The sequence below is a fragment of the Sphingopyxis macrogoltabida genome, from assembly GCF_001307295.1.
GTDB lineage: Bacteria > Pseudomonadota > Alphaproteobacteria > Sphingomonadales > Sphingomonadaceae > Sphingopyxis > Sphingopyxis macrogoltabida_B.
This window is the reverse complement of sequence record NZ_CP012700.1, coordinates 3,351,665-3,375,115: the sequence shown is the minus strand read 5'-3', so window position 1 is coordinate 3,375,115 and position 23,451 is coordinate 3,351,665. Positions and strand designations below refer to the sequence as shown.

The 23,451-nt window shown below is 66.7% G+C and carries 19 protein-coding genes; 9 read left to right on the top strand and 10 right to left on the bottom strand.

Annotation, left to right across the window (positions count from 1 at the left end; translation table 11 throughout):
* Window positions 1-108 precede the first annotated feature (108 nt).
* The 3 genes from AN936_RS15660 to AN936_RS15650 are packed head-to-tail and all read right to left on the bottom strand — an operon-like array spanning window position 109 to window position 3,708.
* Window positions 109-1,323, bottom strand: a complete 1,215-nt coding sequence (locus AN936_RS15660; RefSeq protein WP_054588920.1) for an acetyl-CoA C-acetyltransferase — start codon at window positions 1,321-1,323, stop codon at window positions 109-111.
* Window position 1,324: 1 nt separating this feature from the next.
* Window positions 1,325-2,533, bottom strand: coding sequence for a CoA transferase (locus AN936_RS15655; protein WP_054588919.1), 1,209 nt, complete (start codon window positions 2,531-2,533; stop codon window positions 1,325-1,327).
* Window positions 2,533-3,708 (bottom strand): acyl-CoA dehydrogenase family protein, encoded by a 1,176-nt coding sequence (locus AN936_RS15650; RefSeq protein WP_084758432.1) that lies wholly within the window; start codon window positions 3,706-3,708, stop codon window positions 2,533-2,535. The genes AN936_RS15655 and AN936_RS15650 overlap by 1 nt, the downstream gene beginning before the upstream one ends.
* A gap of 97 nt (window positions 3,709-3,805) precedes the next feature.
* Here AN936_RS15650 and AN936_RS15645 point away from each other — a divergent pair, with 97 nt between their 5' ends.
* Window positions 3,806-4,552: an IclR family transcriptional regulator gene (locus tag AN936_RS15645; protein ID WP_054588917.1), complete on the top strand. Its 747-nt coding sequence runs from the start codon at window positions 3,806-3,808 to the stop codon at window positions 4,550-4,552.
* Here the strand turns inward: AN936_RS15645 and AN936_RS15640 are convergent.
* From AN936_RS15640 to AN936_RS15620, 5 genes are all read right to left on the bottom strand, one after another.
* The gene (locus tag AN936_RS15640; protein ID WP_084758430.1) at window positions 4,545-5,408 is read right to left on the bottom strand and encodes an ATP-grasp fold amidoligase family protein; all 864 of its coding nucleotides are present in this window, start codon (window positions 5,406-5,408) and stop codon (window positions 4,545-4,547) included. The two genes, AN936_RS15645 and AN936_RS15640, sit on opposite strands and share 8 nt — an antisense overlap.
* The gene (locus AN936_RS15635) at window positions 5,408-6,790 is read right to left on the bottom strand and encodes an efflux transporter outer membrane subunit (RefSeq protein ID WP_054588916.1); all 1,383 of its coding nucleotides are present in this window, start codon (window positions 6,788-6,790) and stop codon (window positions 5,408-5,410) included. The genes AN936_RS15640 and AN936_RS15635 overlap by 1 nt, the downstream gene beginning before the upstream one ends.
* Window positions 6,790-7,956 carry an HlyD family secretion protein gene (locus tag AN936_RS15630; RefSeq protein WP_054588915.1) on the bottom strand — a complete coding sequence of 389 codons (1,167 nt, stop codon included), beginning with the start codon at window positions 7,954-7,956 and terminating at the stop codon, window positions 6,790-6,792. Before AN936_RS15630 ends, AN936_RS15635 begins: the two co-directional genes overlap by 1 nt.
* On the bottom strand, window positions 7,953-9,638 hold the full coding sequence (locus tag AN936_RS15625) for an MFS transporter (protein ID WP_054588914.1): 1,686 nt from the start codon (window positions 9,636-9,638) through the stop codon (window positions 7,953-7,955). The genes AN936_RS15630 and AN936_RS15625 overlap by 4 nt, the downstream gene beginning before the upstream one ends.
* A gap of 61 nt (window positions 9,639-9,699) precedes the next feature.
* A complete protein-coding gene (locus AN936_RS15620) occupies window positions 9,700-10,608 on the bottom strand; it encodes a LysR family transcriptional regulator (RefSeq protein ID WP_054588913.1) in 909 nt (302 codons plus the stop codon).
* 89 nt (window positions 10,609-10,697) lie between these two features.
* Here AN936_RS15620 and AN936_RS15615 point away from each other — a divergent pair, with 89 nt between their 5' ends.
* From AN936_RS15615 to ahpF, 3 genes are all read left to right on the top strand, one after another.
* On the top strand, window positions 10,698-11,864 hold the full coding sequence (locus AN936_RS15615; protein ID WP_054588912.1) for an MFS transporter: 1,167 nt from the start codon (window positions 10,698-10,700) through the stop codon (window positions 11,862-11,864).
* Between the two features lie 113 nt (window positions 11,865-11,977).
* Window positions 11,978-12,541 carry an alkyl hydroperoxide reductase subunit C gene (gene ahpC / locus AN936_RS15610; RefSeq protein ID WP_054588911.1) on the top strand — a complete coding sequence of 188 codons (564 nt, stop codon included), beginning with the start codon at window positions 11,978-11,980 and terminating at the stop codon, window positions 12,539-12,541.
* Window positions 12,542-12,621: 80 nt separating this feature from the next.
* Window positions 12,622-14,205: an alkyl hydroperoxide reductase subunit F gene (gene ahpF, locus AN936_RS15605; protein WP_054588910.1), complete on the top strand. Its 1,584-nt coding sequence runs from the start codon at window positions 12,622-12,624 to the stop codon at window positions 14,203-14,205.
* Window positions 14,206-14,345: 140 nt separating this feature from the next.
* Here ahpF and AN936_RS15600 read toward each other — a convergent pair whose 3' ends face one another.
* Entirely contained in the window at window positions 14,346-15,248 is a 903-nt protein-coding gene (locus tag AN936_RS15600; RefSeq protein WP_054588909.1) for an AraC family transcriptional regulator, read from the bottom strand.
* Between the two features lie 99 nt (window positions 15,249-15,347).
* Between AN936_RS15600 and AN936_RS15595 the strand changes: the two genes are divergently transcribed.
* The gene (locus AN936_RS15595) at window positions 15,348-16,088 is read left to right on the top strand and encodes an SDR family oxidoreductase (protein ID WP_054590336.1); all 741 of its coding nucleotides are present in this window, start codon (window positions 15,348-15,350) and stop codon (window positions 16,086-16,088) included.
* Here AN936_RS15595 and glpD read toward each other — a convergent pair whose 3' ends face one another.
* Window positions 16,089-17,606, bottom strand: coding sequence for a glycerol-3-phosphate dehydrogenase (glpD, locus tag AN936_RS15590; protein WP_054588908.1), 1,518 nt, complete (start codon window positions 17,604-17,606; stop codon window positions 16,089-16,091). It abuts the gene before it with no gap.
* A 275-nt stretch (window positions 17,607-17,881) separates the two neighbouring features.
* Here glpD and zwf point away from each other — a divergent pair, with 275 nt between their 5' ends.
* The 4 genes from zwf (at window position 17,882) to AN936_RS15570 (ending at window position 23,451) form a co-directional block, all read left to right on the top strand.
* Window positions 17,882-19,351, top strand: coding sequence for a glucose-6-phosphate dehydrogenase (zwf, locus tag AN936_RS15585; RefSeq protein WP_084758429.1), 1,470 nt, complete (start codon window positions 17,882-17,884; stop codon window positions 19,349-19,351).
* A complete protein-coding gene (edd, locus tag AN936_RS25550; RefSeq protein WP_054588907.1) occupies window positions 19,344-21,185 on the top strand; it encodes a phosphogluconate dehydratase in 1,842 nt (613 codons plus the stop codon). Before zwf ends, edd begins: the two co-directional genes overlap by 8 nt.
* Window positions 21,182-21,802 (top strand): bifunctional 4-hydroxy-2-oxoglutarate aldolase/2-dehydro-3-deoxy-phosphogluconate aldolase, encoded by a 621-nt coding sequence (locus tag AN936_RS15575; protein WP_257719782.1) that lies wholly within the window; start codon window positions 21,182-21,184, stop codon window positions 21,800-21,802. Before edd ends, AN936_RS15575 begins: the two co-directional genes overlap by 4 nt.
* Window positions 21,803-21,870: 68 nt before the next feature.
* Entirely contained in the window at window positions 21,871-23,451 is a 1,581-nt protein-coding gene (locus AN936_RS15570) for an HAD-IB family hydrolase (protein ID WP_234715594.1), read from the top strand.

The window sequence follows — 23,451 nt, the reverse complement described above, 5'->3', positions numbered from 1 at the left end:
GCCTGCTCTCTTTCCCATCGTCACCCCGGACTTGATCCGGGGTCCATGACAACGGCGCCGCAATGGACTCCGGATCAAGTCCGGGGTGACGAGGATGAGGGGGCTTGTTCAAGTCGCGCGCTCGAAGATTGCGGCGATGCCTTGGCCGCCACCGATGCACATCGTCTCGAGGCCGTAACGGCCGTCGCGGCGCACCAGTTCGCGCGTCAGATTGGCGAGAATGCGTCCGCCGGTCGCGCCGATCGGATGGCCCAGCGAGATGCCCGAGCCGTTGACGTTGAGGATGTCGCCCCGGCTGTCGTCGTCGCTCCAGCCCCAGCCTTTAAGTACGGCCAGCACCTGTGGCGCGAAGGCTTCGTTGAGTTCGACGAGGTCGATGTCGTTCCAGCCGAGGCCGCTCCGCGCAAAGAGCCGTTCGACCGCGGGGATCGGGCCGATGCCCATCCGGCTGGGGTCGCAGCCGGCAGCCGCCGAGCTGTGGTACCAGGCGATGGGCGTCAGGCCGAGTTCGCCCAGCTTGTCCTCGGCGACGACAAGACACGCGGCGGCGGCGTCGTTCTGCTGGCTGGCGTTGCCCGCGGTGACGACGCCGCCTTCGAGGGGCTTGAGCTTGCCGAGCGATTCCAGTGTCGCGTCGGCGCGATAGCCTTCGTCGTGCGCGAAAACGACGGGATCCCCCTTTTTCTGCGGCACCGACACGGGGACGAGTTCGTCGTCGAACAGCCCGTTCGCCCAGGCGGCGGCGGCGCGCTGGTGGCTGCGGACGGCATAGGCGTCGCACGCTTCGCGGCTGATATCATAGTCCCTGGCGAGATTTTCGGCGGTCTCGATCATGCCGGCGATGACGCCGAAGCGCTCGACCGGCTGTGACATGACGCGGCCGCGGGTCAGGCGGTCGTGGAGGGTGAGATTGCCCGCGCGCACGCCTTTCCTGATATCGGTGCTGTAATGCTCGACGTTCGACATCGATTCGACGCCGCCCGCGACGACGACGTCGGACATGCCGGTCTGCACCATCATTGCGGCGTTGACGATCGCCTGCAGCCCCGAGCCGCAGCGGCGGTCGAGCTGGTAGCCGGGGACCTCGATCGGCAGCCCGGCGGCAAGCCATGACCAGTGGCCGATGCACGGCGCCTCGCCATTGCCATAGCCTTGCGAAAAGACGACGTCGTCGACTCGCGCGGGATCGATCTTCGTGCGTTCGATCAGCGCCTTCAGGATGACGGCGCCGAGATCGCCGGCGGTCAGCGACGATAGCGCGCCGCCGAACTTGCCGACGGGGGTGCGGATCGGGGCGACGATGGCGGCGCGGCGCAGGGTCATTTCATTCTCCGGTGTTGGCGGTGCCGACGATGCCGGCCTCGATCAGGCGGGCAATCTCGCCCGAGGATAGCGACAGGCGGGTAGCGAGCACTTCTTCGCTGTGCTGGCCGTTGCGGGGCGCTGGGCGCGGCGGTTCGCGCTCCGCTTGCGGAATGGTCGAGAAGGCGCCTGCGGCTGGGTAGGCGAAGCCGCTGGGGTTCTCCACCGCACCGAAGATCGGGTTGTTCGCGACGAGCGCCGGGTCCTGCACTGCGTCGTGCATCGTCCGGTAGGGCGAATGGACGATCCCGCCCGCATCGAAGGCGGCGGCGAGGTCGGCGTGGTCGCGCGCGGCGACCGCCCTCTCGAACAGCGGATAGAGCGCGTCGCGGTGGTTGAAGCGGAGGCCGTCGTCCTTGGCGAAGGACACGCCGCGTTCGCTCTCGATCGCGGCGATCGCATCGCCGAGATTCAGTGCGGCGATCAGGTTCGCCCATTGGCGCGGGGTGACGACAACGATCATCGTCCGCTCGCCGTCGCGCGTCACGAAATCGCGGCCGAACAGGCCATAGACGGCGTTGCCGAGCCGCGGGCGGTCCTCGCCCGAATAGAGCACTTCGGCGATGCCGCCCAAATTGGCGACGGTGCCGATCGCGACGTCGGAGAGGGGAATGCGGACCTCGCCGCCTTCGCCGCTGACGCTCCGCCGCTGGATCGCCGCGAGCAGCGCGAAGGCGGCGTAGGCGCCGGTAAGCAAGTCCCATGCGGGGAGGACATGATTGACCGGTTCGGGACCCGCGCCGGTGAGCATCGGATAGCCGACGCTGTTATTCACCGTGTAGTCGAGCGCGGGCGAACCATCGGCCCAGCCCATCACGCGCACCGTGATGAGATCGGGGCGGCTGGCCGCCAGCTTTTCGTGCGACAGGAATCCGTCGACCGGAAAGTTGGTAATGAACTGGCCCGTTGCGCGCACCAACTCCTGCAGCAGTTCGCGTCCCTCGGGCCGGCCGAGGTCGAGCGCGACCGACTTTTTGGCGCGGTTGAGATTTTCCCAATAGAGCGAGTTGTTCTCGGCGGTCACCGGCCAGCGCCGGGAATCGGGGCCGCCGCCGATCTGGTCGACGCGGATCACCTCGGCGCCGAACTGCGCGCAATAGAGCCCGGCCGTGGGCGAGGCGACGAAGGACGACGCCTCGATCACCGACAGTCCGGACAGCAAGGAATACATTAGTTCGCCGCCGCAAATTCGCGCAGCATATGCTTGGCGATCTGGAGCTGGAGGATCTGCGTCGTGCCTTCGTAGATGCGATAGATGCGGGCATCGCGGAAGAAACGCTCGGCGTCATATTCGGCGAGATAGCCCGCACCGCCATAGACCTGCACGCACGCATCGACGACGCGGCCGCACATCTCGGACGCGAATACCTTGAACGCCGCGGCCTTGCGCAGGACATTCTCGCCCGCGTCGGCGCGGCGGGTGACATCCTCCATCATGCATTCGGCGGCGTAGATGTCGATTTCGCTCTGCGCGAGCATCTGCTGGATCAACTGGAAATTCGCGATCGGTTCGCCGAACGCCTTGCGCTCGGTCGCGTAGCGCACGGCGCTGTCGAGCGCGCGGCGGGCATAGGCGGTGGCGGCGGCGCCGACCGACATGCGGCCGTTGTCGAGGCTCATCATCGCATAGGCAAAGCCCTTGCCGAGTTCGCCGCCGAGCAGCGCCTCGCCGCCGACGCGCACATCCTCCATGATGATGTCGGCGATATGGCTGCCCGACTGGCCCATCTTCTTGTCCGACTTGCCGACCGTCACCCCCGGCGTGTCCATCGGCACGATGAAGGCCGAGACATGGGCGTTTTTGGGAAGGTTCTCCTTGCTTGTCCGCGCCATGATCAGCGCGACCTTCGCGAAGGGCGAATTGGTGATGTAGCGCTTGGTGCCGTTGAGCACCCAGCCGTTGTCGGTCTGCACTGCCGTCGTCTGCAGCCCCGCCGAGTCCGACCCGGAGCCGGGTTCGGTCAACCCGAAAGCGGCAATCTCGCCCGCCGCGACGCGCGGCAGCCATTCGGCCTTCTGCGCCTCGGTCCCGCCATTCTTCAGCGCCGAGGCGAACATGCCGAGGTTGATCGAGATGATCGAGCGGAAGGCCGGCATCGCATAGCTGAGCGTGTGGATGGTGCGGACATATTGGCTGACGTTCATTCCCGAACCGCCATATTCCTCGGCCATCGTCAGCCCGAACAGGCCCATCTCGCGCATTTCGGACAGGATGTCGGCGGGGATCGCGTCGGTCTCGATGATCGTCTGTTCGGCGGGGAGCAGCCGTTCGCGGACATAACGCTGCAACTGTTCGATGAACTGCTCAAAGACATCGGCGTCCATGCCGGGGTTGGGACTGCTCATGTCGGCCTCCTAATCTAGTCATAGGCCGATAGGCGCATCGCGGCTAATATTCAATATTCGGAATTGCTTTTTATGTGTATGAAAACTATTAAACGGCATGACCGGTCCCGTCCGTTCCGTATCGCAAGCGCTCGCCATCCTGCGCCTCCTCGCCGAGACGAGCCCGCTGTCGCTGTCCGAAGTCGGCCGGATGGTGGGGCTGAGCCCGTCGAGCTGCCTCAATCTACTCAAGACGCTGGCGAGTGAGGGCGCGGTCGAGCGCGATGCGCGGACGAAAACCTACCGCCTCGCCCCGGCGTGGGCGGGGCTCGATGTCCTGCGCGACGGCGATGCGGGGCGGTTGGTCGAGCGCGCGCGGCCGCTGATGGTGCGGTTCGCGCAGTCCTTCGATGCCGCGGTCGGGCTGTGGAAAATGGTGTCGCGCGAGCGGACGCGGCTGATCGCGCGGGCGGAAAGCGATGCCGGGATGCGCCTCCACCTTGCCGACGATCAGCGCCAGCCGCTCGGCGGCGGTGCGGTCGGTCGCGCGCTCGCGGCGATGCAGGGCGTTGACGATATTGAACTTGCCCGCCGCTTCGCGCCGGTTCGCTGGCAGGCCGATCTGGCGTTCGAAACCTATGGCGCGCAGGTGCGCGAGGCGGCCGGGCGGGGCTTCGCGATCGACGACGGCTTTGCCCATCGTGGGGTGTGTACGGTCGCGGTCGGGATTGCCGGCGTGGCGCCGGGCTTTTGCCTGTCGGCTTCGATCTTTGCGGGGTCGCGGAGCGATGACGATATTGCGGCGCTGGGCGCCGGGCTCGGGGCGCTGGCTGCGGCGCTCGTACCGGAAAAGAGCTTCATCTAGGGCCCGGCACGCTGGCCAGCGCTGCCAGCCAGAGCGCACCCAGTTCGACATCGATCCAGTCGGCGGCAAAGGGGTCGAGCCCCGAACCGGGATAGAGGCAGAATTCGCCGAAATAGGGCCGCCCTGCGATGTCGTAGAAATCGACGCGCAGGAAGCTGGTGCCGCGCGCGAGCGTTTCGGCGGCAGCGAGCATGGCGGCGAGCGAAGGCGGCGGGGCGGGGCAGTCGCGCGCCGGGACGAGCTGGCGCCAATCGCGGTCATGCAAAATCCAGCGATGCTGCTCGCCGCGGCCGAGATGGACCTGCACATGCGTCGCGACGCCGCCGAAGACGTAGATCTTGTAGTCCACCGGCAAGGGCAGGCGGCCGCCGAGCAGCGGCTCGGCAAGCAGGCCGCGGGGGACGTCGCGATACGCCCATTCGTCGAGCCAGCCGCCATAGGCCGCGCGTTGCCAGCGGTCGGCGGTGCGCCGGATGCGGCGCCATTGGCGGGCGCCGGGGGCGGTGCACAGCACGGCATATTGATTGCAGCCGTGCCGCGCTTTGAGGATCGCAGGGAACGCGAACGGTATGGTGGGCGGCAATTCGGTGCCGGTCCAGAGCGTCGGGACGATCCAGTCCTCGCCGAGCTGCGCGGTGGCGATCCGCTTGGCCGCGAGCTTATCCATCAACTCGGTCTGGGCCGGCGAACGGTCGTGGAGCTTGCGCCATTGGACCAGCTCGGTGAAGCGGCGCGGCGCCGCGAGGCGGAGGCGCCGGTGGTGGCGCACGGCGTAGAGCAATTCGACGCGCAGGCGCGCGGGCAGGGGAATGCTGCGGGGCGGCGCAACGGACGGGTCGAGCGCCAGCGCCGGCATCAGCGCGGCGACGCGTTGGCGTCTGAACCGCCGCCGCCAAGCGCCTGATAGAGCGCGACATAGGCGGTGAGGCGGTCGGTGCGGAGCTGGATCAGCGCGAGGTCGACCGCGAGCAGAGCGCGCTGCGCGTCGATCTGTTCGAGATAGGGCGAATAGCCGGCGCGGTAGCGGTTGGTCGCATGGCGCAGCGCGTCGGCGACCGCGGCGCGCTGGGCGAGCAGCGCCTGCTCCTGCACGCCCGAGCGGTCGATCACCGCGAGCTGGTCCTCGACCTCGCGAAAGGCGGTGAGCACGGCGCGGCGATAGGCGAAGGCGGCCTGATCGCGCTGTGCGGTCGCGGCGTCATACTGGCCCTGCAACCGGCCGCCCTGGAACAAGGGCGCCAATATGCTGCCGCCGATCGACCAGATACTCACCGGATCGGGCAGCGCGGACGAGATGACGGCGCCCGCCGACGCCGACAGACGGACCTGCGGCAGGAATTGGGCGCGCGCGACGCGGAGATTGGCGTCGGTCGCGGCGAGCGCATATTCGGCCTGCGCGATGTCGGGACGGCGGCGGACGAGATCGGACGGCAGTACCCCGGGCACCGCCGGCCGCGCAAGCGCGTCGAAATCCTGCCCGCGCGTGATGGCGTGCGGCGTATCGCCGACGAGCTGCGACAGGGCATTTTCCTGCCGCGCGATCGCGGCCTCGATCGCCGGAATCTGCTGCTCGGCGGCGCGATATTCGGCTTCGGCCTGCCGCAGTTCGAGCTGCGACGTATAGCCGGCCTCGGCGCGATCGCGCGCGATGCGCAGTGCCTCGCCGCGCGATGCCATGGTCTGGCGCAGCAATTCGCGCCGCGCGTCGAGCGCGAGCAGGGTGATATAGCTGCTGGCGGTCGCAGCGCTCACCGACAGCGTCGCCGTCTCGCGCGCCGCCGCGACCGCCGCCGCATTGGCGCGCGCGGCCTCGACCTGCGCCGCATTGCGCCCGAACAGGTCGATTTCATAGGCTGCCTGAAAGGCGGGCTGCGCGGCGAAGCTTTCGGTGGCGACGCCGAAGGGGTTGAGCGCGCGCTGCTCGGCGCTCGGCGCGTTCGCGCTCAACGTCGGCATCAACAGCGACCGCGCGACGCGTTCCTGCGCCCGCGCTTCGGCGACGCGCGCCGCGGCGATGGCAAGGTCGGCGTTGTTCGCGCGCGCCTGTTCGACCAGCGCCGTCAGTTGCGAGTCGCCGAAACCGACCCACCAGTCGCGCTCGCTTGCCGCCGTTGCCGGCATGGCGGTGCGCCAGTCGGCAGGCGGGGCGATATGGCTCGCCTCGGGGCGCGGGGTCAGCGCGGGCATGCAACCCGCGAGGAGCAGCGGCAGGAGCAGGGCCGGACGCGCGAAGCCCATCACTCGGCCCCGGTGTGCACGGTTGCGATCACCGACATGCCGGGCCCCAATCGCGCGGCAAGTTGCTGGTCCTTGTCGATGCGAATGCGCACCGCGATCCGTTGCGGTACCTTGACGAAATTGCCCGATCCGGTGTCGGGCTTGATCACGCTGAATTCGCTCCCCGCCGCCGGTGCGACGCTTTCGACATGGCCCGAAAGCTTGGCGCCGCCGAGCGCGTCGACACGCAGGGTGGCGCGCTGGCCGACGCGGATCTTTGCGGTCTGTGCTTCCTTGAAATTGGCGACGACCCAGTGGCGCTCGGGGACGAGGTACATGAGCTGGGTGCCCGGATTGACGAGCTGGCCGACGCGCACCGTCACTTCGCTGAGCTTGCCGTCGCGTGGGGCGCGGATGACGGTGTTTTCAAGGTCGATGTCGGCGAGGCCGCGCGCCGCCTTCGCATTCTCGACCCCCGCCTGCAGTCCGCCGCGCCCGACCCCGACCGAGCGGAGCTGTTCGACCGCGATCTGGCGCTGCGCCTCGGCCTGGCGCACCGCGGCTTCGGCCTGGCGGAGCGCGGCGAGCGTCTGGTCGCGCTCGCGCAGCGACACCGATCCGGCATCGACCAGTTCGCCGACGCGGCGCATGTCGGCCTGCGCCCGCGCGAGCTGCGCGCGCGCGTTGGCAACCGACGCCTCCTGCAGCGCGATCTGCGCCTCCGCCGAGCGGCGGCTCTGTTCGCTGTTGTCGAGCGAGGCCGATTGCGCGGCGATGTTCGCGGTCCCCTGCGCGACGCGCTGGCGATAGATTCGGTCGTCGATCCGCGCGAGGACCTCGCCCGCTTTCACGCGCTGGAAATCCTGCACCAGCACCGCGGTGACATAGCCGCCGACCTGCGGCGCGATGATCGTCGTCTGGCCGCGGACATAGGCGTTGTCGGTGGTCTGGCTCGACGGCCTGAACGGCGGCAGGCCCCATGCATAGAGAATGGCGAGCGCGCCGACGAGGATCAGCGAACCGAACAGGATGATCCGGCCGCGCGAGCGCGGCGGCTTCCAGCCTTCGTCGCTTTCCTCCGCGGGCGCGGCGGCGGGTTCGGGCGGCGGCACCGGTTTCGCTGGCGCCGGCGCGGGCTTCGTGGGCTTCGCCGTGGCTGCGTCGTTTTTCTCAGGCACGTCGTTCATTGGTTTCCCGCCCTCATCTTCTGAAGCGCCTCGAGTTCGGCGGCGAGTGGATTGAAGCCGCGCCGGCGATCGTAGAGCCAGCGCACGAACATGACGGCAAAGGCAAGCGCCGACAGCGCGCCGATGACGAAGAAGGTGTCGTTGAAAGCAAGGATCGCCGCCTCGCGCGCCGCTTCGCGTACGACCTGCGCCCCCGCGCTGGCGCTGCGCAGCGCCGGATCGGTCATCGTCCCCGTCAGGCCGTTCGCGAGCGACGCGATGCCCTGCGCGACGTCGGGGTTGCCCGGCGACAGGCTCTGGCCGAGCGTCATCAGATGCGACTTGGTGCGCAGCGTGTGGAAGGCCGACAGCGCCGCAACCCCCGCAAGGCCGCCGAGCGTCTGCGACAGCCCGAACACCGCGACGAAGCTGACCAAATAGGATGGTCCCTTGGTCAGCGCGCGGAGCAGCCCCTCCATCAGCATCGGCCCCATGAAATAGACCGCGGCAAAGGCGATTGCGGCCTGCGAGAAATAAAGGTTCATCGGACCGGTGCGCAACCCCGAATGGGTGTCGAGAAAGGCGCCGATCGCGATCACCGCGAGCGATATGAGCGTCTGGCGGCGGAGGTCCATCGGGTTGAGCGTGACGATCGACAGCAGCGCGCCGGCGAGCGTTGCTGCCGCGAGCACGCTATAATAGGAAACGAGCTGGTCGTTGACGAGGCCGATCGACGACAGAAGGCCGGTCGCGCCGAAATTTTGCTCCGACGTCAGCACGCGCACCAGCGCGCCGGTGAGGGCGAATTTGACGAGATCGCGGCTGCCCATCCAGCGCGTCTGGAGCATCGGGTTCTTGCGGTTATGCTCGATCAGAAAGGCGGTGCCGATGAGCACCACCGATGCGGCGAGTGCGCCGCCGAGCCAGGGCGTCGACCACCACTGGATGCGCCCCTGCACCAGAAAGGCGCAGAGCAGCCCGACCCCGGTCGCGAGCATCGGGAAGGTGAGGAGGTCGAGCTTTTCGAAAGAGCGGATCGTCTCGCCCGGGGGCAGATGGAGGATGTTGACGAGCCCGAAGGCGACGAGCGACATCGCGAATTGCAGCACGAACAGATTGGCGATGTCGCCGTCGGCGAGCAGCAGCGGCGAGATCGCGCGCGCCAGCGGTACCGCCACCTGGGTGAGCCCGATCGCGAGCAGGAAGCCCGCAATGCGCTTTTCCTGCGGCAGCCCCTGCATCAGATAGAAGGCGGCGAGCGTGGTGAGGCCGCTCGCCGCGATCCCCGAAACGCCGCGCGCGATCAGCTCCATCCGGTAGCCCGCGTCGAAAAGCTGCAGAAAATTGGCGAGCAACAGCGCGAGCATCATCGCGCGGACGAAGCGCTGGATGCCGAATTGCTGGCGCGACTTGTAGAGCAGGATGCTCATGCACGCGTTGGTCATATTATAGGCGACGGTGACCCAGCCGGCATCGACCGGGGTCAGGTCGAGATGCCCCTGCAAAGCGGTGAGATTGGCGATCAGCATCCCGTTCTGGAAACCGCCGACGATCGCGAGGAAAACGCCGATCAGGAAATAGGCGACCTTGCGCCGCACCGGATGGTCGGGCGACGCGGGCGAGCCCGGCATGAACGGGCGCTCGTGGGGTTTGAAGACATAATCGCTGCCGCCGGGGGCAGGGGACGAACGCGACTCAGCCATTGCGTATAGCGATAGACCTTCGCGGCGCCGGTTTCGACCTGTTTCAGTCGCGCCCCCAAGGTCAGGACGCGAGCCGTTCGGCGAGGAAGTCGATGAAAACGCGAACGCGCGCCGGCAAGGTCGAGCCGCCGAGGAACAGGGCGTGAAAGGGCTCGATATCGCCGGGGTTATAATCGGCGAGCAGTTCGACGAGGCGGCCGTCGGCGAGCGCGTCGGCGACGTTGAAGCGGCCGACACGGGCGATGCCGACCCCGTCGATGGCGAGCTGGACGACGGTATCGCCGTTATTCGCTTCGACCGCGGGCGCGATCGGGAGCTCGAAGACCTGGCCCGCACGCGCGAACGGCCACCACGGCTGGCGGCGGCGGAAATTGAAGCCGAGGCAGCGGTGGGCGAGCAGTTCCTCGGGCTCGGCTGGCGTGCCGCGGCGTGCCAGATAGGCGGGCGATGCGATGACGACGCGGTCGCTTTCGCCCAGCCGCCGCGCGATCAGCGGGCTGTCGGGCAGCGGCCCGATGCGGATCGCGACGTCGGCGCGCTCCTCGACGAGGTCGATCACCGTGTCGGTCAGGCTGATGTCGACCAAGATGCCGGGATAAAGGTCGAGGAATTCGCCGAGCAGCGGCACGATCCGGGTGCGGCCATAGGACAGCGTGGTGCTGACGCGCAGCCGCCCGCGCGGTGCCGCTTGCTCGCCGATCGCCTGTTCGACCTCGGCAAGGTCGGCGAGGATGCGGCGCGCGGCGTGATAATAGGCCTCGCCGTCGGCGGTCATCGCGAGCGCGCGGGTCGAACGGAGCAGCAGCCGGGCGCCGAGCCGCGCCTCGATCCGGTCGATCGTCCGGCTGACCGCCGACGGTGTCAGGCCGAGGAGGCGGCCGGCGGCCGAAAAGCTGCCCTTGTCGATTACCGCGACAAAGATTTCCATCGCCCGGGCGCGATCGCCGCCTTCGTTCATCTTTGCGTTCAATTCAAAAATCCTTCGCGCAACATCCCTCTAATTCCGGCGATGCGTCCAATCCATTTATGCCTCCAATTCGTAACCGAAAGGGTGGACGTATGAAACTCAATTTCCCGCTGCTGGCGCTGGCGACCGGAGCCTTCGGCATCGGCATCACCGAATTCGCCCCGATGGGGCTGCTTCCCGACATGGCCGAGGGGCTGGGGGTTTCGATCCCCGCCGCCGGGCTGCTCGTCTCGGCTTATGCGCTCGGCGTCATGCTCGGCGCGCCGCTGATGACGCTGACCACCGCGCGGATGAAGCGGCGCACTTTGCTGATCGCACTGATGGGCATCTTCACTCTCGGCAACTTCCTGTCGGCGATCGCCGCCGATTATACGACATTGATGGTCGCGCGGGTCATTACCTCGTTCAACCATGGCGCCTTCTTCGGGGTCGGATCGGTCGTCGCGGCGAGCATTGTGGCGCCCGAAAAGCGCGCGAGCGCGGTGGCGGCGATGTTCATGGGGCTGACGCTCGCCAATGTGATCGGCGTTCCGCTCGCGCCATGGATCGGCGAGAGCTTCGGCTGGCGTACCGCGTTCGGCGGCATTGCGGTCTGGGGGCTGGTCACCATGGCCGCGCTGTGGTTCGCGCTGCCCGATACGCCGCAACCGGCGGGCGGCGACATGCGCGCCGAACTCGGCGTGTTCCGGCGCCGCGAGGTGCTCGTCGCGCTGGCGCTGACCGCCATCGGATCGGCGGCGATGTTCACCGTCTTCACCTATATCGCGCCGATCCTGAAGGAGGCGACCGGCATCAGCACGCTGCATGTCACCGCGATGCTGGTGATCTATGGCCTCGGCCTGACGTTCGGTAACTGGCTGGGCGGCGTGTTCGCCGACCGGTCGATCGACCGGACGCTGATCGTCTCGCTCGCCGGGCTTGCCGTGACGCTGCTGATCTTCGCCGCCGCGATGTTCGAGCCGCTTGCCGCTGCTGTCACCATCTTCTTCTGGGGGATCGCGACCTTTGCCATCGTCCCGCCGCTGCAGATGCGGGTGATGGAAGCGGCGTCGGACGCGCCGAATCTGGCCTCCGCGGTCAATATCGGCGCCTTCAATCTCGGCAATGCGATCGGCGCGGCGGTTGGCGGCGGGGTGATCGGCCTCGGCCTCGGTTTCCCGGCGGTGTCGATCGCGGGGGCGGTGATGGCGGTCGCGGGCCTCGTCATCGTGCTGGTCTCGCAAAAGAAAGTCGCGGGCGGCACGGCGATCGCGGTCTGAGCAGCGATTTTCGGCATCAATCGAAAAATTCGATCACAGGCGTAGATATTTTCGCTTTTCGCGATGCAACATAAATGGCTAGGGGGAGCCTCCAACAACAAAGGAGGCTCTCCATGTCCGTTCTCAACACCACCCTCAAACCCTTCAAGGCGACCGCGTTCAAGGACGGCAAGTTCGTCGACATCACCGACGCCGACGTGAAGGGCAAGTGGGCGGTCTTCTTCTTCTACCCGGCCGACTTCACCTTCGTCTGCCCGACCGAGCTCGAAGATCTCGCCGACATCTATCCGACGCTGCAGAAGATGGGCGTCGAGGTCTATTCGGTGTCGACCGACACGCATTTCTGCCACAAGGCCTGGCACGACACGTCGCCGGCGATCGGCAAGATCAACTATTATATGGTCGGCGACCAGAACCACACGCTGTCGAACAATTTCGAAGTGCTGCGTGAAGGCGTCGGCCTGGCCGACCGCGGCACTTTCGTGCTCGACCCGCAGGGCGAAATCCAGCTCCTCGAAATCACCCCCGAGGGTGTGGGCCGCAACGCCGCCGAACTGCTCCGCAAGATCAAGGCGCTGCAGTACTGGGTCAGCCACCCGGGCGAAGTTTGCCCCGCGAAGTGGGAAGAGGGCGCCGAAACGCTCGCCCCCTCGCTCGACCTCGTCGGCAAGATCTAAGCTGAACGACTACTGCCGGAGGGGCGGTGGCTGGACTGCCGCCCCACGGTTTCTCTCCCCCTCTCGCAGGAGCTCTCCCCATGCTCGACGCCAATCTGAAGCAGCAGCTTCAAGGCCTCCTCACGAACCTTCGTGAACCGATCGAACTCGTCTCGTCACTCGGCGACGATGCCAAGTCGGCCGAGCTTGCGGATCTTCTCGACGAAATCGCCGCACTGTCGGACATGGTCAGCGTGGAACGCGCCGACGACGATGCGCGCCGCCCGAGCTTCCTGATCCGCCGCGCCAGCGACGCGCAGGTCGCCGTGCGCTTCGCGGGCATTCCGCTCGGCCATGAATTCACCTCGCTCGTCCTCGCGCTGCTCCAGGTCGGCGGCCATCCGCCGAAGGTCGCGCCCGAGGTGCTGGAGCAGGTCGCGGCGCTGGATGGCGACTATCACTTCGAAACCTATTTCTCGCTGTCGTGCCAGAACTGCCCCGACATCGTGCAGGCGCTCAACCTGATGAGTGTCGTCAACCCGCGCATCACGCACACTGCGATCGACGGCGGACTGTTCCAGGCCGAGGTCGAGGATCGCAAGATCATGGCGGTGCCGACGATCTTCCTCAACGGCGAGAATTTCGGTCAGGGCCGGATGGAGCTCGAACAGATTCTCGCGAAGCTCGACAGCGGCGCCGAGGCCAAGGCGGCCGAGAAGATCGCCGCGAAGGAGGCGTTCGATGTGCTCGTCGTCGGCGGCGGCCCGGCGGGCGCCGCGGCCGCGATCTATGCGGCGCGCAAGGGCATCCGCACCGGCATCGCCGCCGAGCGCTTCGGCGGGCAGGTGCTCGACACGATGGCGATCGAGAATTTCATCTCGGTCCAGCACACCGAGGGGCCGAAGCTCGTCGCGCAGCTCGAACAGCACGTCAAAGACTATGACGTCGACATCATGAACCTGCAGCTTGCCGAAAAGCTCATCCCGGCGAAGGTCGAAGGCGGCCTCCACGAGGTGAAGCTTGCGAGCGGCGCGTCGCTGAAGGCGCGCACCGTGATCCTCTCGACCGGCGCGCGCTGGCGCCAGCTCGGCGTGCCGGGCGAGGATGCCTATCGTAACAAGGGCGTGGCCTACTGCCCGCACTGCGACGGCCCGCTTTACAAGGGCAAGCGCGTCGCGGTGATCGGCGGCGGCAACAGCGGCGTCGAGGCGGCGATCGACCTCGCGGGTCTCGTCGCGCATGTCACGTTGATCGAGTATGACAGCGAGCTGCGCGCCGACGCGGTGTTGCGGCGCAAGCTCGCGAGCCTGCCCAACGTCATGATCATCACCTCGGCGCTGACCACCGAAGTGCTGGGCGACGGCGAGAAGGTGACGGGGCTCAGCTACAAGGACCGCAACAAGGACGAACTGCACCAGATCGAACTCGAAGGCATTTTCGTCCAGATCGGCCTCGTCCCGAACACCGAATGGCTGAAGGATAGCGTCACTTTGTCGCGGCATGGCGAGATCGAGGTCGACCATCGCGGCGAGACGAGCCAGAAGGGCGTTTTCGCGGCGGGCGACTGCACGACGGTGCCGTACAAGCAGATCGTCATCGCGATGGGTGAAGGGTCGAAGGCGGCGCTGTCGGCGTTCGACTATATGATCCGCCTGCCGGCCGAGGTGGAAGCCGCGGCAGCGTGAGATCATCCTCCCTATCGACTTGCGATGGGGAGGGGGACCGCTCGCGAAGCGAGTGGTGGAGGGGTCAGCGACGTCAGCGCTATTGCCCCTCCGTCAGCGCTTCGCGCTGCCACCTCCCCATCGCAAGTCGATGGGGAGGATCATGCGGCCGCCATCGCGGCGAACCGCTTCGGCGGCATCCCGACCTGCCGCGCGAACGCCGTGCTGAAGGCGCTCGCCGACCCGTAACCGACGGTGAGCGCGATCTCTTCGATCCGCCCCGCGCCCCGGCGCAGCAGATCCTTCGCGAGGTTCATCCGCCAGCCGAGCAGATATTCCATTGGCGGCACGCCGACAGTGCGCGCGAAGCGCTCGAAAAAGGCCGAGCGCGACAGCGCCGCCTCCCTCGCCAGCTCGGCGGTGGTCCACGCCCGCGCGGGCTCGGCGTGCATCTGCCTTATCGCCGCCGCGAGCCGTGGGTCGGCAAGGCCGCGCAGCAGCCCCGGCGGCGTCTCCGCGGCGCCGGCCGCGCGCAGCGCTTCGACCAGCAATATCTCGACCAGCCGCGCGAGCAGCAGGTCGCGCCCCGGCCGCTCGGCGCCCGTCTCCTCGCGCAGCATTGCGACCAACGCCGTCAGCCGCTCTGCGCCGCGCAGGTGAATCATTGTGGGCAATTGCTCGACCAGCACGCCGGCGTCGGGCGAGGCGAAGGCGAAATAGCCGCCGATCATCCGCACCTCGGACGGGCCGTCGGCGCGGCCGTGCCGAACCTCGCCGGTCATCCCGGCAGTCGCATGCGGGTCGAGCAGGGACGGTTCGGCGGGGACAAAGCCCGACATGGTGAAGCCGGGTGTCGCGGGCAGCAGGATGAAATCGCCCGCCTCCAAGGTCACCGCCGCCTGCCCATCGACCGCGAGCCGGCACGATCCTTCGAGCACCGTACAGAAGCTCGGGTGCCCGAAATCCGAATAGCGCACCGCCCATGCACCCGCGCCGCTGATCCCCTTCGAGAAGATCGTGCTCGGTCGCAGCAGCGCGATGAGGTCGGAGAGGGGGTCGAGCATATTGGGACGTTTAATAAAGAAATGTGGATTTTGAATTATAGATAGTCCGAAACGACCGGTCTAGAGGCTTTTCGTCCCCGGATGAAAGGAACCAAGACGATGAAGACCATCCTGATTACCGGCTGTTCGTCGGGCTACGGCCTCGCGACGGCCCGCCATTTCCACGCTCGCGGCTGGAACGTCGTCGCGACGATGCGCACGCCGCGTCCCGACCTCTTCGAAGCCTCCGACCGGCTGCGCATCCTAGCGCTCGACGTCAACGACCCCGACAGCATCGCGCTAGCGCTCGAACGTGCGGGGCCGATCGACGTGCTCGTCAACAATGCCGGCATCGGCCTGTTCGGCGCGCTCGAACATTCGCCGATGAAAAAGATCCGCGACGTTTATGCGACCAACACGCTGGGCACGATCGCGATGACGCAGGCGGCGATCCCGCAGATGCGGATGCGTGGTTCGGGGACGATCGTCAACGTCACCTCGTCGGCGACGCTGGCGCCGTTCCCGCTCGCGGCCGCCTATACGGGCAGCAAGAGCGCGATTCAGGGCTTCACCGGCAGCCTCGCGCACGAATTGGCGCCGCTCGGCATATCGGTAAAGCTCGTCGAACCGGGCTATGGGCCGACGACCGCCTTTGCGCAGAACACCGATATCCGGCTCGAGGACGTGCTGCCCGAACCCTATGGCAGCTACGCCGCGCCGATCCTCGCCGCGATGGCGGAGCCTGCGCTGTTCACGACCGAGGCCGACGTTGCAGAGGCAGTATGGGCGGCCGTGCACGACATAAGCGGCCGGTCGCATTTTCCGGCCGGCGCCGACGCGCTGGCGCTGGCCGGCGGATGATCAGGCCGGCTGGCCCGCCGGTCGCCGCGCTTGCAGCCAGGCCGCCAGCTTCGCGACGTCATCCGCACCAAACAGCAGCCCGAGCTTGCTGCGGCGCCAAAGGATATCCTCGACGTCGCGCGCCCATTCGCGCTCGATCATCCACTGGGCTTCGGCCGCGCTGAGGCCGTGGGCAATTTCGCCGCCCAGCGCGTCCCAGTCTTCGGCCTTGCCGAGCCAGGCGCGGGCGTCGGTGCCATAGGCCTTGACCACCCGGTCGACCGTCGCGGCGGACAGGAAGGGATGGGCAAGCTTGTATTCGGCCTTGAGCGCGCCGGCGCCGTCGATCCGGAAATCGCCGCCGGGAAGCGGCGTTTTAGCGGTCCAGTGTCTGGTCGACACCGCATCGAGATGGCCTGCCAGTTCGTCGACGGCATGCTCGGCAACATGGCGATAGCTGGTGATCTTGCCGCCATAGATGGTGAGCAGCGGCGCGCCTTCGTCGACGTCGATATCGATCCGGTAGCCGCGCGTCGCGGCTTCGGGGCGGCCCGATCCGTCCTCGATCAGCGGCCGCACCCCCGAATAGGTCCAGACGACATCGGCGGGGGTGACCGGCTCGCGGAAATATTCGCTGGCGCCTTCGCAGAGATAGGCGATCTCGTCGGCGCTCGCATGCACCTCTGCGAGCGGTCCGTCATGATCCTGATCGGTCGTCCCGATCAGCGTGAAGTCGCGTTCGTACGGAATGGCGAAGAAGATGCGCCCGTCGGGAAGCTGGAAGAAATAGGCATAGTCGTGCGCGAACTTCCGGCGCACGACGATGTGCGAGCCGCGCACCAGCCGCATCCGGTAATTGGGCGGCGCCGAGGCGCGCGCGAGCAGGTCGAGCACCGCCGGGCCCGCGGCGTTGACCAGGCTTTTGCCGGTGAAGCGATAGCGATGCCCGCGATCGTCGCTGCCCTCGACCACCCATAGCCCGTCTTCAACGCGCATGGTTTCGGCGCGGGTGCGCGTCCGGATTCGCGCACCGCGCTCGGCGGCATCGCGCGCGTTGAGCAGCACGAGCCGGGCGTCGTCGACCCAGCCGTCCGAATATTCGAACGCATGGACATATTGCGATTGAAGCGGCGCGCCCGCTTCGTGCTGCGCCAGATCGATCGAGCGCGTCGCGGGCAGTTTTTTCCGCCCGCCGATATGGTCGTAGAGAAACAGGCCAAGCCGCAGCAGCCAGCGCGGGCGGAGGCCGGTGCGATAGGGCAGGACGAAGCGCAGCGGCCAGATGATGTGCGGCGCGATGCTCCACAGGATTTCGCGCTCTTTCAGCGCCTCGCGGACGAGGCCGAATTCATAATGTTCGAGATAGCGCAGCCCGCCGTGGATCAGCTTGGTCGATTTCGACGAGGTGCCCTGCGCAAGGTCGCCGGCTTCGAGCAGCAGCACGCGCGCGCCACGTCCGGCGGCATCGCGCGCGACGCCGGCGCCGTTGACACCGCCGCCGACGACGATGACATCATAAGGGGCAGCGGGTTCGGTCATTGGATCGGGTTCTTATGAGGGTTCGATGCGAAATGGAATCTATCCCTCTCAACTCTCGTCACCCTGAACTTGTTTCAGGGTCCATGGCCTGTCGTTGCGACTAATGCTGGGTCAAGGGAAAGGTCCGGGCCATGGATGCTGAAACAAGTTCAGCATGACGAAGAAAACTGACCGCCCGTCATGTCTGCCGCGCAGGCTGTCATTCTCCGGCCTACGTATGCTGCGTTGCATTCGGGCGATGCATCCTCCACCTAAGCTCGCGGATATCCAAGGGGATGAGCGTGAGCGTGAAAGTCGAGACATTGCTGCTGTTCGGCGCAACGGGCGACCTTGCGCAGCGCATGCTGTTCCCTTCGCTCTATAATCTCCACGTCGACGGGCTGCTCGCCGATACGCTGACGATCATCGCCTCGGGACGGTCGAAGATGGACCGCGCCGGTTGTCACGCGCTCGTGCGGGAAGCGCTGACCGAGCATCTCGCCGCCGACCGGCTCGATGAGGCGCAGATCGGTAGCTTCCTTGCCCGGATCGATTATTGTCCGGTCGATGCCGGCGCGGGCAGCGGATACGACGACCTTGCGGCGCAACTCGGCGACCGGCTCGGTCGCCCGATCGGCGCCTATCTGTCGACCCCGCCGTCGATGTTCGGCCCGATCGCGCAAGGCCTCGCCGCCGCCGGGATCGCTTGCGCCGAATGCCGCATCGCGATGGAAAAGCCGATCGGCCACGACCTCGCCTCGTCGCGCGAGGTCAACGAACAGGTCGGCAGCGCCTTTGCCGAAGACCATATTTTCCGCATCGACCATTATCTCGGCAAGGAAACGGTCCAGAACCTCCTTGCGCTGCGCTTCGCCAACATGCTGTTCGAACCGTTGTGGAATGCGCAGGCGATCGATCATGTCCAGATCACCGTCGCCGAAACCGTCGGGCTCGAAGGCCGCGTCTCCTATTATGACGGCGTCGGCGCGCTCAAGGACATGGTGCAGAACCATATGCTGCAACTGCTCGCGATCATCGCGATGGAGCCGCCCGCCAGCGTGTCGGCGACCGCGGTGCGCGACGAAAAGGTCAAGCTGCTCCGTAGCTTGCGCAAGCTGAGCGCCGCCGACGTCAAGGCGCACAGCGTCAAGGGCCAGTATACGAGCGGCGCCGTGAAGGGCGTCGCGGTCGCGGGCTATGCCGACGAACTCGGCCAGCCGTCGAACACCGAAACCTTCGTCGCGATCAAGGCGTTCATCGACAATTGGCGCTGGAAGGGCGTCCCCTTTTACTTGCGCACCGGCAAACGGATGCCGCAGCGCAAATCCGAGGTGCTGATCCAGTTCAAGCCGGTGCCGCACAATATCTTCGCGCGCGTCGGTACGGGCAAACTCGACGCCAACAGCATGATCATCAACCTGCAGCCCGAGGAGAATATCCGGGTCAAGGTGATGGCGAAGCAGCCGGGGCTCGACCGCGACGGCGTGAAGCTGAAAGAGGTCACGCTCGACGTCTCGCTCTCGCACAGCTTCGAGGGCGAGCGGCGGCGGATTGCCTATGAGCGGCTGCTGCTCGACTTCATCGAGGGCGAACAGACCTTGTTCGTGCGCCGCGACGAGGTCGAGGCGCAGTGGCAGTGGATCGATTCGATTCTCGGCGCCTGGGCCGAGGTCGACATGGCGCCGCAGAATTACACGGCGGGAAGCTGGGGGCCGTCGAGCGCCATCGCGCTGATCGAGCGCTACGGAGCGAGCTGGCATGACTGATCTGCACCCCGCCATCGCAAAAGTGACCGAGCGGATCGCCCGGCGCAGCCGCAAGAGCCGCGCCGCCTATCTCGATCTGATGGAGCGCCAGCGCGAGGCGGGGACGAACCGCGGCAATCTGTCGTGCGGCAACCTGGCGCATGGCTTTGCCGCAGCGGGCGACGACAAGGCGGCGATCCGCACCGGCGCGGCGATGAACATCGGCATCGTCACCAGCTACAACGACATGCTCTCGGCGCATCAGCCGTACGGCCGCTATCCCGAGCAGATCAAATTGTTCGCGCGCGAGGCCGGCGTCACCGCGCAGGTCGCGGGCGGCGTTCCGGCCATGTGTGATGGGGTGACGCAGGGGCAGGCGGGGATGGACCTGTCTCTGTTCAGCCGCGACACTATCGCACAAGGCACCGCGATCGCGTTGAGCCATGCGATGTTCGAGGGCGCGCTGCTGCTCGGCATCTGCGACAAGATCGTTCCCGGGCTGCTGATCGGCGCGCTGCGCTTCGGTCATCTGCCGCAAATTCTCATCCCTGCGGGGCCGATGCCGTCGGGGCTTGCGAACAAGGAAAAGCAGCGCGTCCGCCAGCTCTATGCCGAAGGCAAGGCGAGCCGCGACGAACTGCTCGAGGCCGAGGCGGCGTCTTATCACGGCGCGGGCACCTGCACCTTCTACGGCACCGCGAACTCGAACCAGATGATGATGGAACTGATGGGGCTGCACATTCCCGGTAGCGCCTTCGTCAACCCCGGTACCAAATTGCGGCAGGAACTGACGCGTGCCGCGACGCACCGCATCGCGGCGATCGGCTGGGACGGCGACGATTATCGCCCGCTGGCGCGCTGTATCGACGAAAAGGCGATCGTCAACGCCGCGATCGGCCTGCTCGCAACAGGTGGTTCGACAAATCATGCAATCCACCTGCCCGCCATCGCGCGCGCAGGAGGGATTGTCATCGACTGGCAGGATTTCGACGAGCTCAGCCATGCGGTGCCGCTGCTGGCGCGGGTCTATCCGAACGGCGCGGGCGATGTGAACCATTTCCATGCGGCCGGCGGTATCGGTTTCATCGTGCGCGAACTGCTCGGCGCCGGCTTGTTGCATGATGATGTCCTGACCGTCGGCGGAACGATGGCCGATTATGCGTCGGAGCCCGTACTCGTCGACGGCCAACTGCACTGGCAGGCAGCGCCCGCCGAAAGCCGCGACGACACGGTGCTGCGTCCGGTCCCAGCGCCTTTCTCGCCCGACGGCGGGATGCGCCTGCTATCGGGCAATCTCGGCCGTGCGATCATCAAGACGAGCGCGGTCGCCGAGGATCGCTGGACGATCGAGGCGCCGTGCCGGATTTTCGACGACCAGAATCAGGTGCTGACCGCGTTCAAGGCGGGCGAGCTCGACCGCGACATCGTCGTCGTCGTCCGCTTCCAGGGACCGCGCGCCAACGGCATGCCCGAACTGCACAAGCTGACCCCGGCGCTTGGCGTGCTGCAGGACAAGGGCTATCGCGTCGCCTTGCTGACCGACGGCCGCATGTCGGGCGCGAGCGGCAAGGTGCCCGCGGTGATCCATCTTTCGCCCGAGGCGCTGCCCGGTCCCGACGGCGTGAGCGGTCCGCTCGCTTACCTCCAAGAAGGCGACGTCGTGCGCGTCTGTGCGGTGAGGGGAGAGGTCGTCGCGCTGGTCGACGAAGCCGAATGGGCGGCGCGCACTCCCGCCATTGCCCCGCCGCCTGCGCTCGGCGTTGGCCGCGAGCTATTCGCGCTGTTCCGCCATCACGCCGACGAAGCCGAAAAGGGCGGATCGGCGATGCTCGCCGCCATGGAGGCCGTAGTTTGACCCAGTCCATCGACCAGATCATGCGCCTTGCCCCGGTGATCCCGGTGATCGTGATCGATCGTGTCGAGGACGCGGTACCGATGGCCGAGGCACTCGTTGCTGGCGGGCTGCCAGTACTGGAAGTGACGCTGCGCACTCCTGCCGCACTCGACGCAATCGCGGCGATGAAGACGGTGCCCGGCGCGGTCGTTGGCGCGGGGACGGTGCTCAACCAGCCTGACCTGAATAAGAGCATCGACGCGGGCGCCGAGTTCATTGTCTCGCCTGGAATAACAGCCGGGCTTTGCAAGGCTGCCATCGACAATGGCATTCCGTTTCTTCCCGGCACCGCCAACGCATCGGACATCATGCTGGGAATGGACATGGGTCTCTCGCGCTTCAAATTCTTCCCCGCCGCGACGAGCGGCGGCATTCCGGCGCTGAAGGCGCTCGCCGGTCCGTTCGGCGGAATCCGTTTCTGCCCCACCGGCGGCATCACCCCCGCGACCGCACCCGAATGGCTCGCGCTCGATCCGGTGCTGTGCGTCGGCGGTAGCTGGATCGTTCCGCCGGGTCCGCTCGATCCCGTCCGCATCGAAGCTCTGGCCCGCGAGGCATCGGCGCTTTCGGGCCATTGATTAACCCCATTTTACCTGTCATCGTGCAGAGATAGACGGGATTATAGCCGTTGGTGGGGAGGGTGCGCGTGCCGAGGCCGCAACCGCATTTGGACGAAGTGCTGGCGTCGGAGCCGGGATCGCATATCGCCGCGCTGTTCGATTTCGACGGCACGATCATCTCGGGCTATTCGGCGACCGCGATGCTGCGCGAGAAATTCCAGCGCCGCGAAATGTCGGTCGAGGAGATTGCCGAGACCGCACAGGTCGTTGCGCAGCACAGCCTTGGCCAGCTCGGCTTCTCGGGGCTGATGTCCGCCGCCGCCAAATTCATGAAGGGCGTCGAGGAGGAAAGCTTCGTCGAGTTCGGCGAAGAACTCTACAAGAAGCACATCGCCCGGAAAATCTATCCCGAGACGCGCGCGATCATCGAGGCGCATCAGGCGAAGGGCCACCGCGTCGCAATCATCTCGTCGGCGACGATCTACCAGATCGAACCGACCGCGCGCGACCTTGGCATCACCGACATCAAATGCTCGGCCTATGAGATCGAGGACGGGGTGTTCACCGGCGACATCATCCGCCCGCTGTGCTTCGGCGACGGCAAGGTGCTCGCGGCCGAGGAACTGGCGGCCGAATATGGCCTCGATCTCGATCAGAGCTTTTTCTATTCGGACAGCGACGACGATATCGAACTGCTCGAACGCGTCGGCAAGCCGCGCCCGCTCAACCCGAACATGAAGTTGAAGGGTATCGCCGACGAACGCAACTGGCCGGTGCAGCGCTTTGCGAGCCGCGGCACACCGTCGTGGATCGATTATACGCGCACCATCTATGCGACCGGATCGCTGGTCGGCGCCTTCGCCGCGGGGCTGCCGATTTGGGCACTGACGCGTTCGCAGCGCGAGGCGGCGAATTTCTCGATCGGGCTGTTCGGCGATTTCGCGACCGCGATCACCGGGGTCGAGCTGGAGGTCGAGGACGAGCGCCATCTCTGGTCGTCGCGCCCGTGCGTATTCATCTTCAACCACCAGAGCAAGGCGGACGTGATGATCCTCGCCAAGCTCATCCGCCGCGACATGGGCGGGGTGGGGAAGAAGGAGATCAAGGATATCCCCATCCTCGGCAAGCTGATGGAATGGGGCGGCACCGTCTTCGTCGACCGCGCCGACGGCAAGAGCGCGATCAAGGCGATGGAGCCGCTGGTCGATGCGATCCGCGAGGAAGGCAAGTCGATCTGCATCTCGCCCGAAGGGACGCGGACGCTGACTCCCAAGCTGGCGCCGTTCAAGAAGGGTGCCTTCCATCTGGCGATGCAGGCCGGGGTGCCGATCGTCCCGATCGTGATCCATAACGCGACCGACGTCGCGCCGAAGAACGAGTTCGTGATGCGCCCGGCGACGGTGCGCGTCACCGTGCTGCCGCCGGTCGACACCTCGAAGTGGAGCGCGCGGACGATGAACGCCCATGTCCGCGACGTCCGTAATATGTTCCTGCGCGCGCTGGGGCAGGCGGAGGAAAGCGCCGAGGAAGCGGTCGCTGCCGAGGCGCCGCCGCCCGCCGCCAAGGCAGCGAAGCCGGCGCCGAAGAAAGCGGCGGCGAAAAAGCCACCGGCCAAGAAAAAGCCACCCGCCAAAAAACCTGCGGCCGGCAAGGGACGGGCCGGCTAA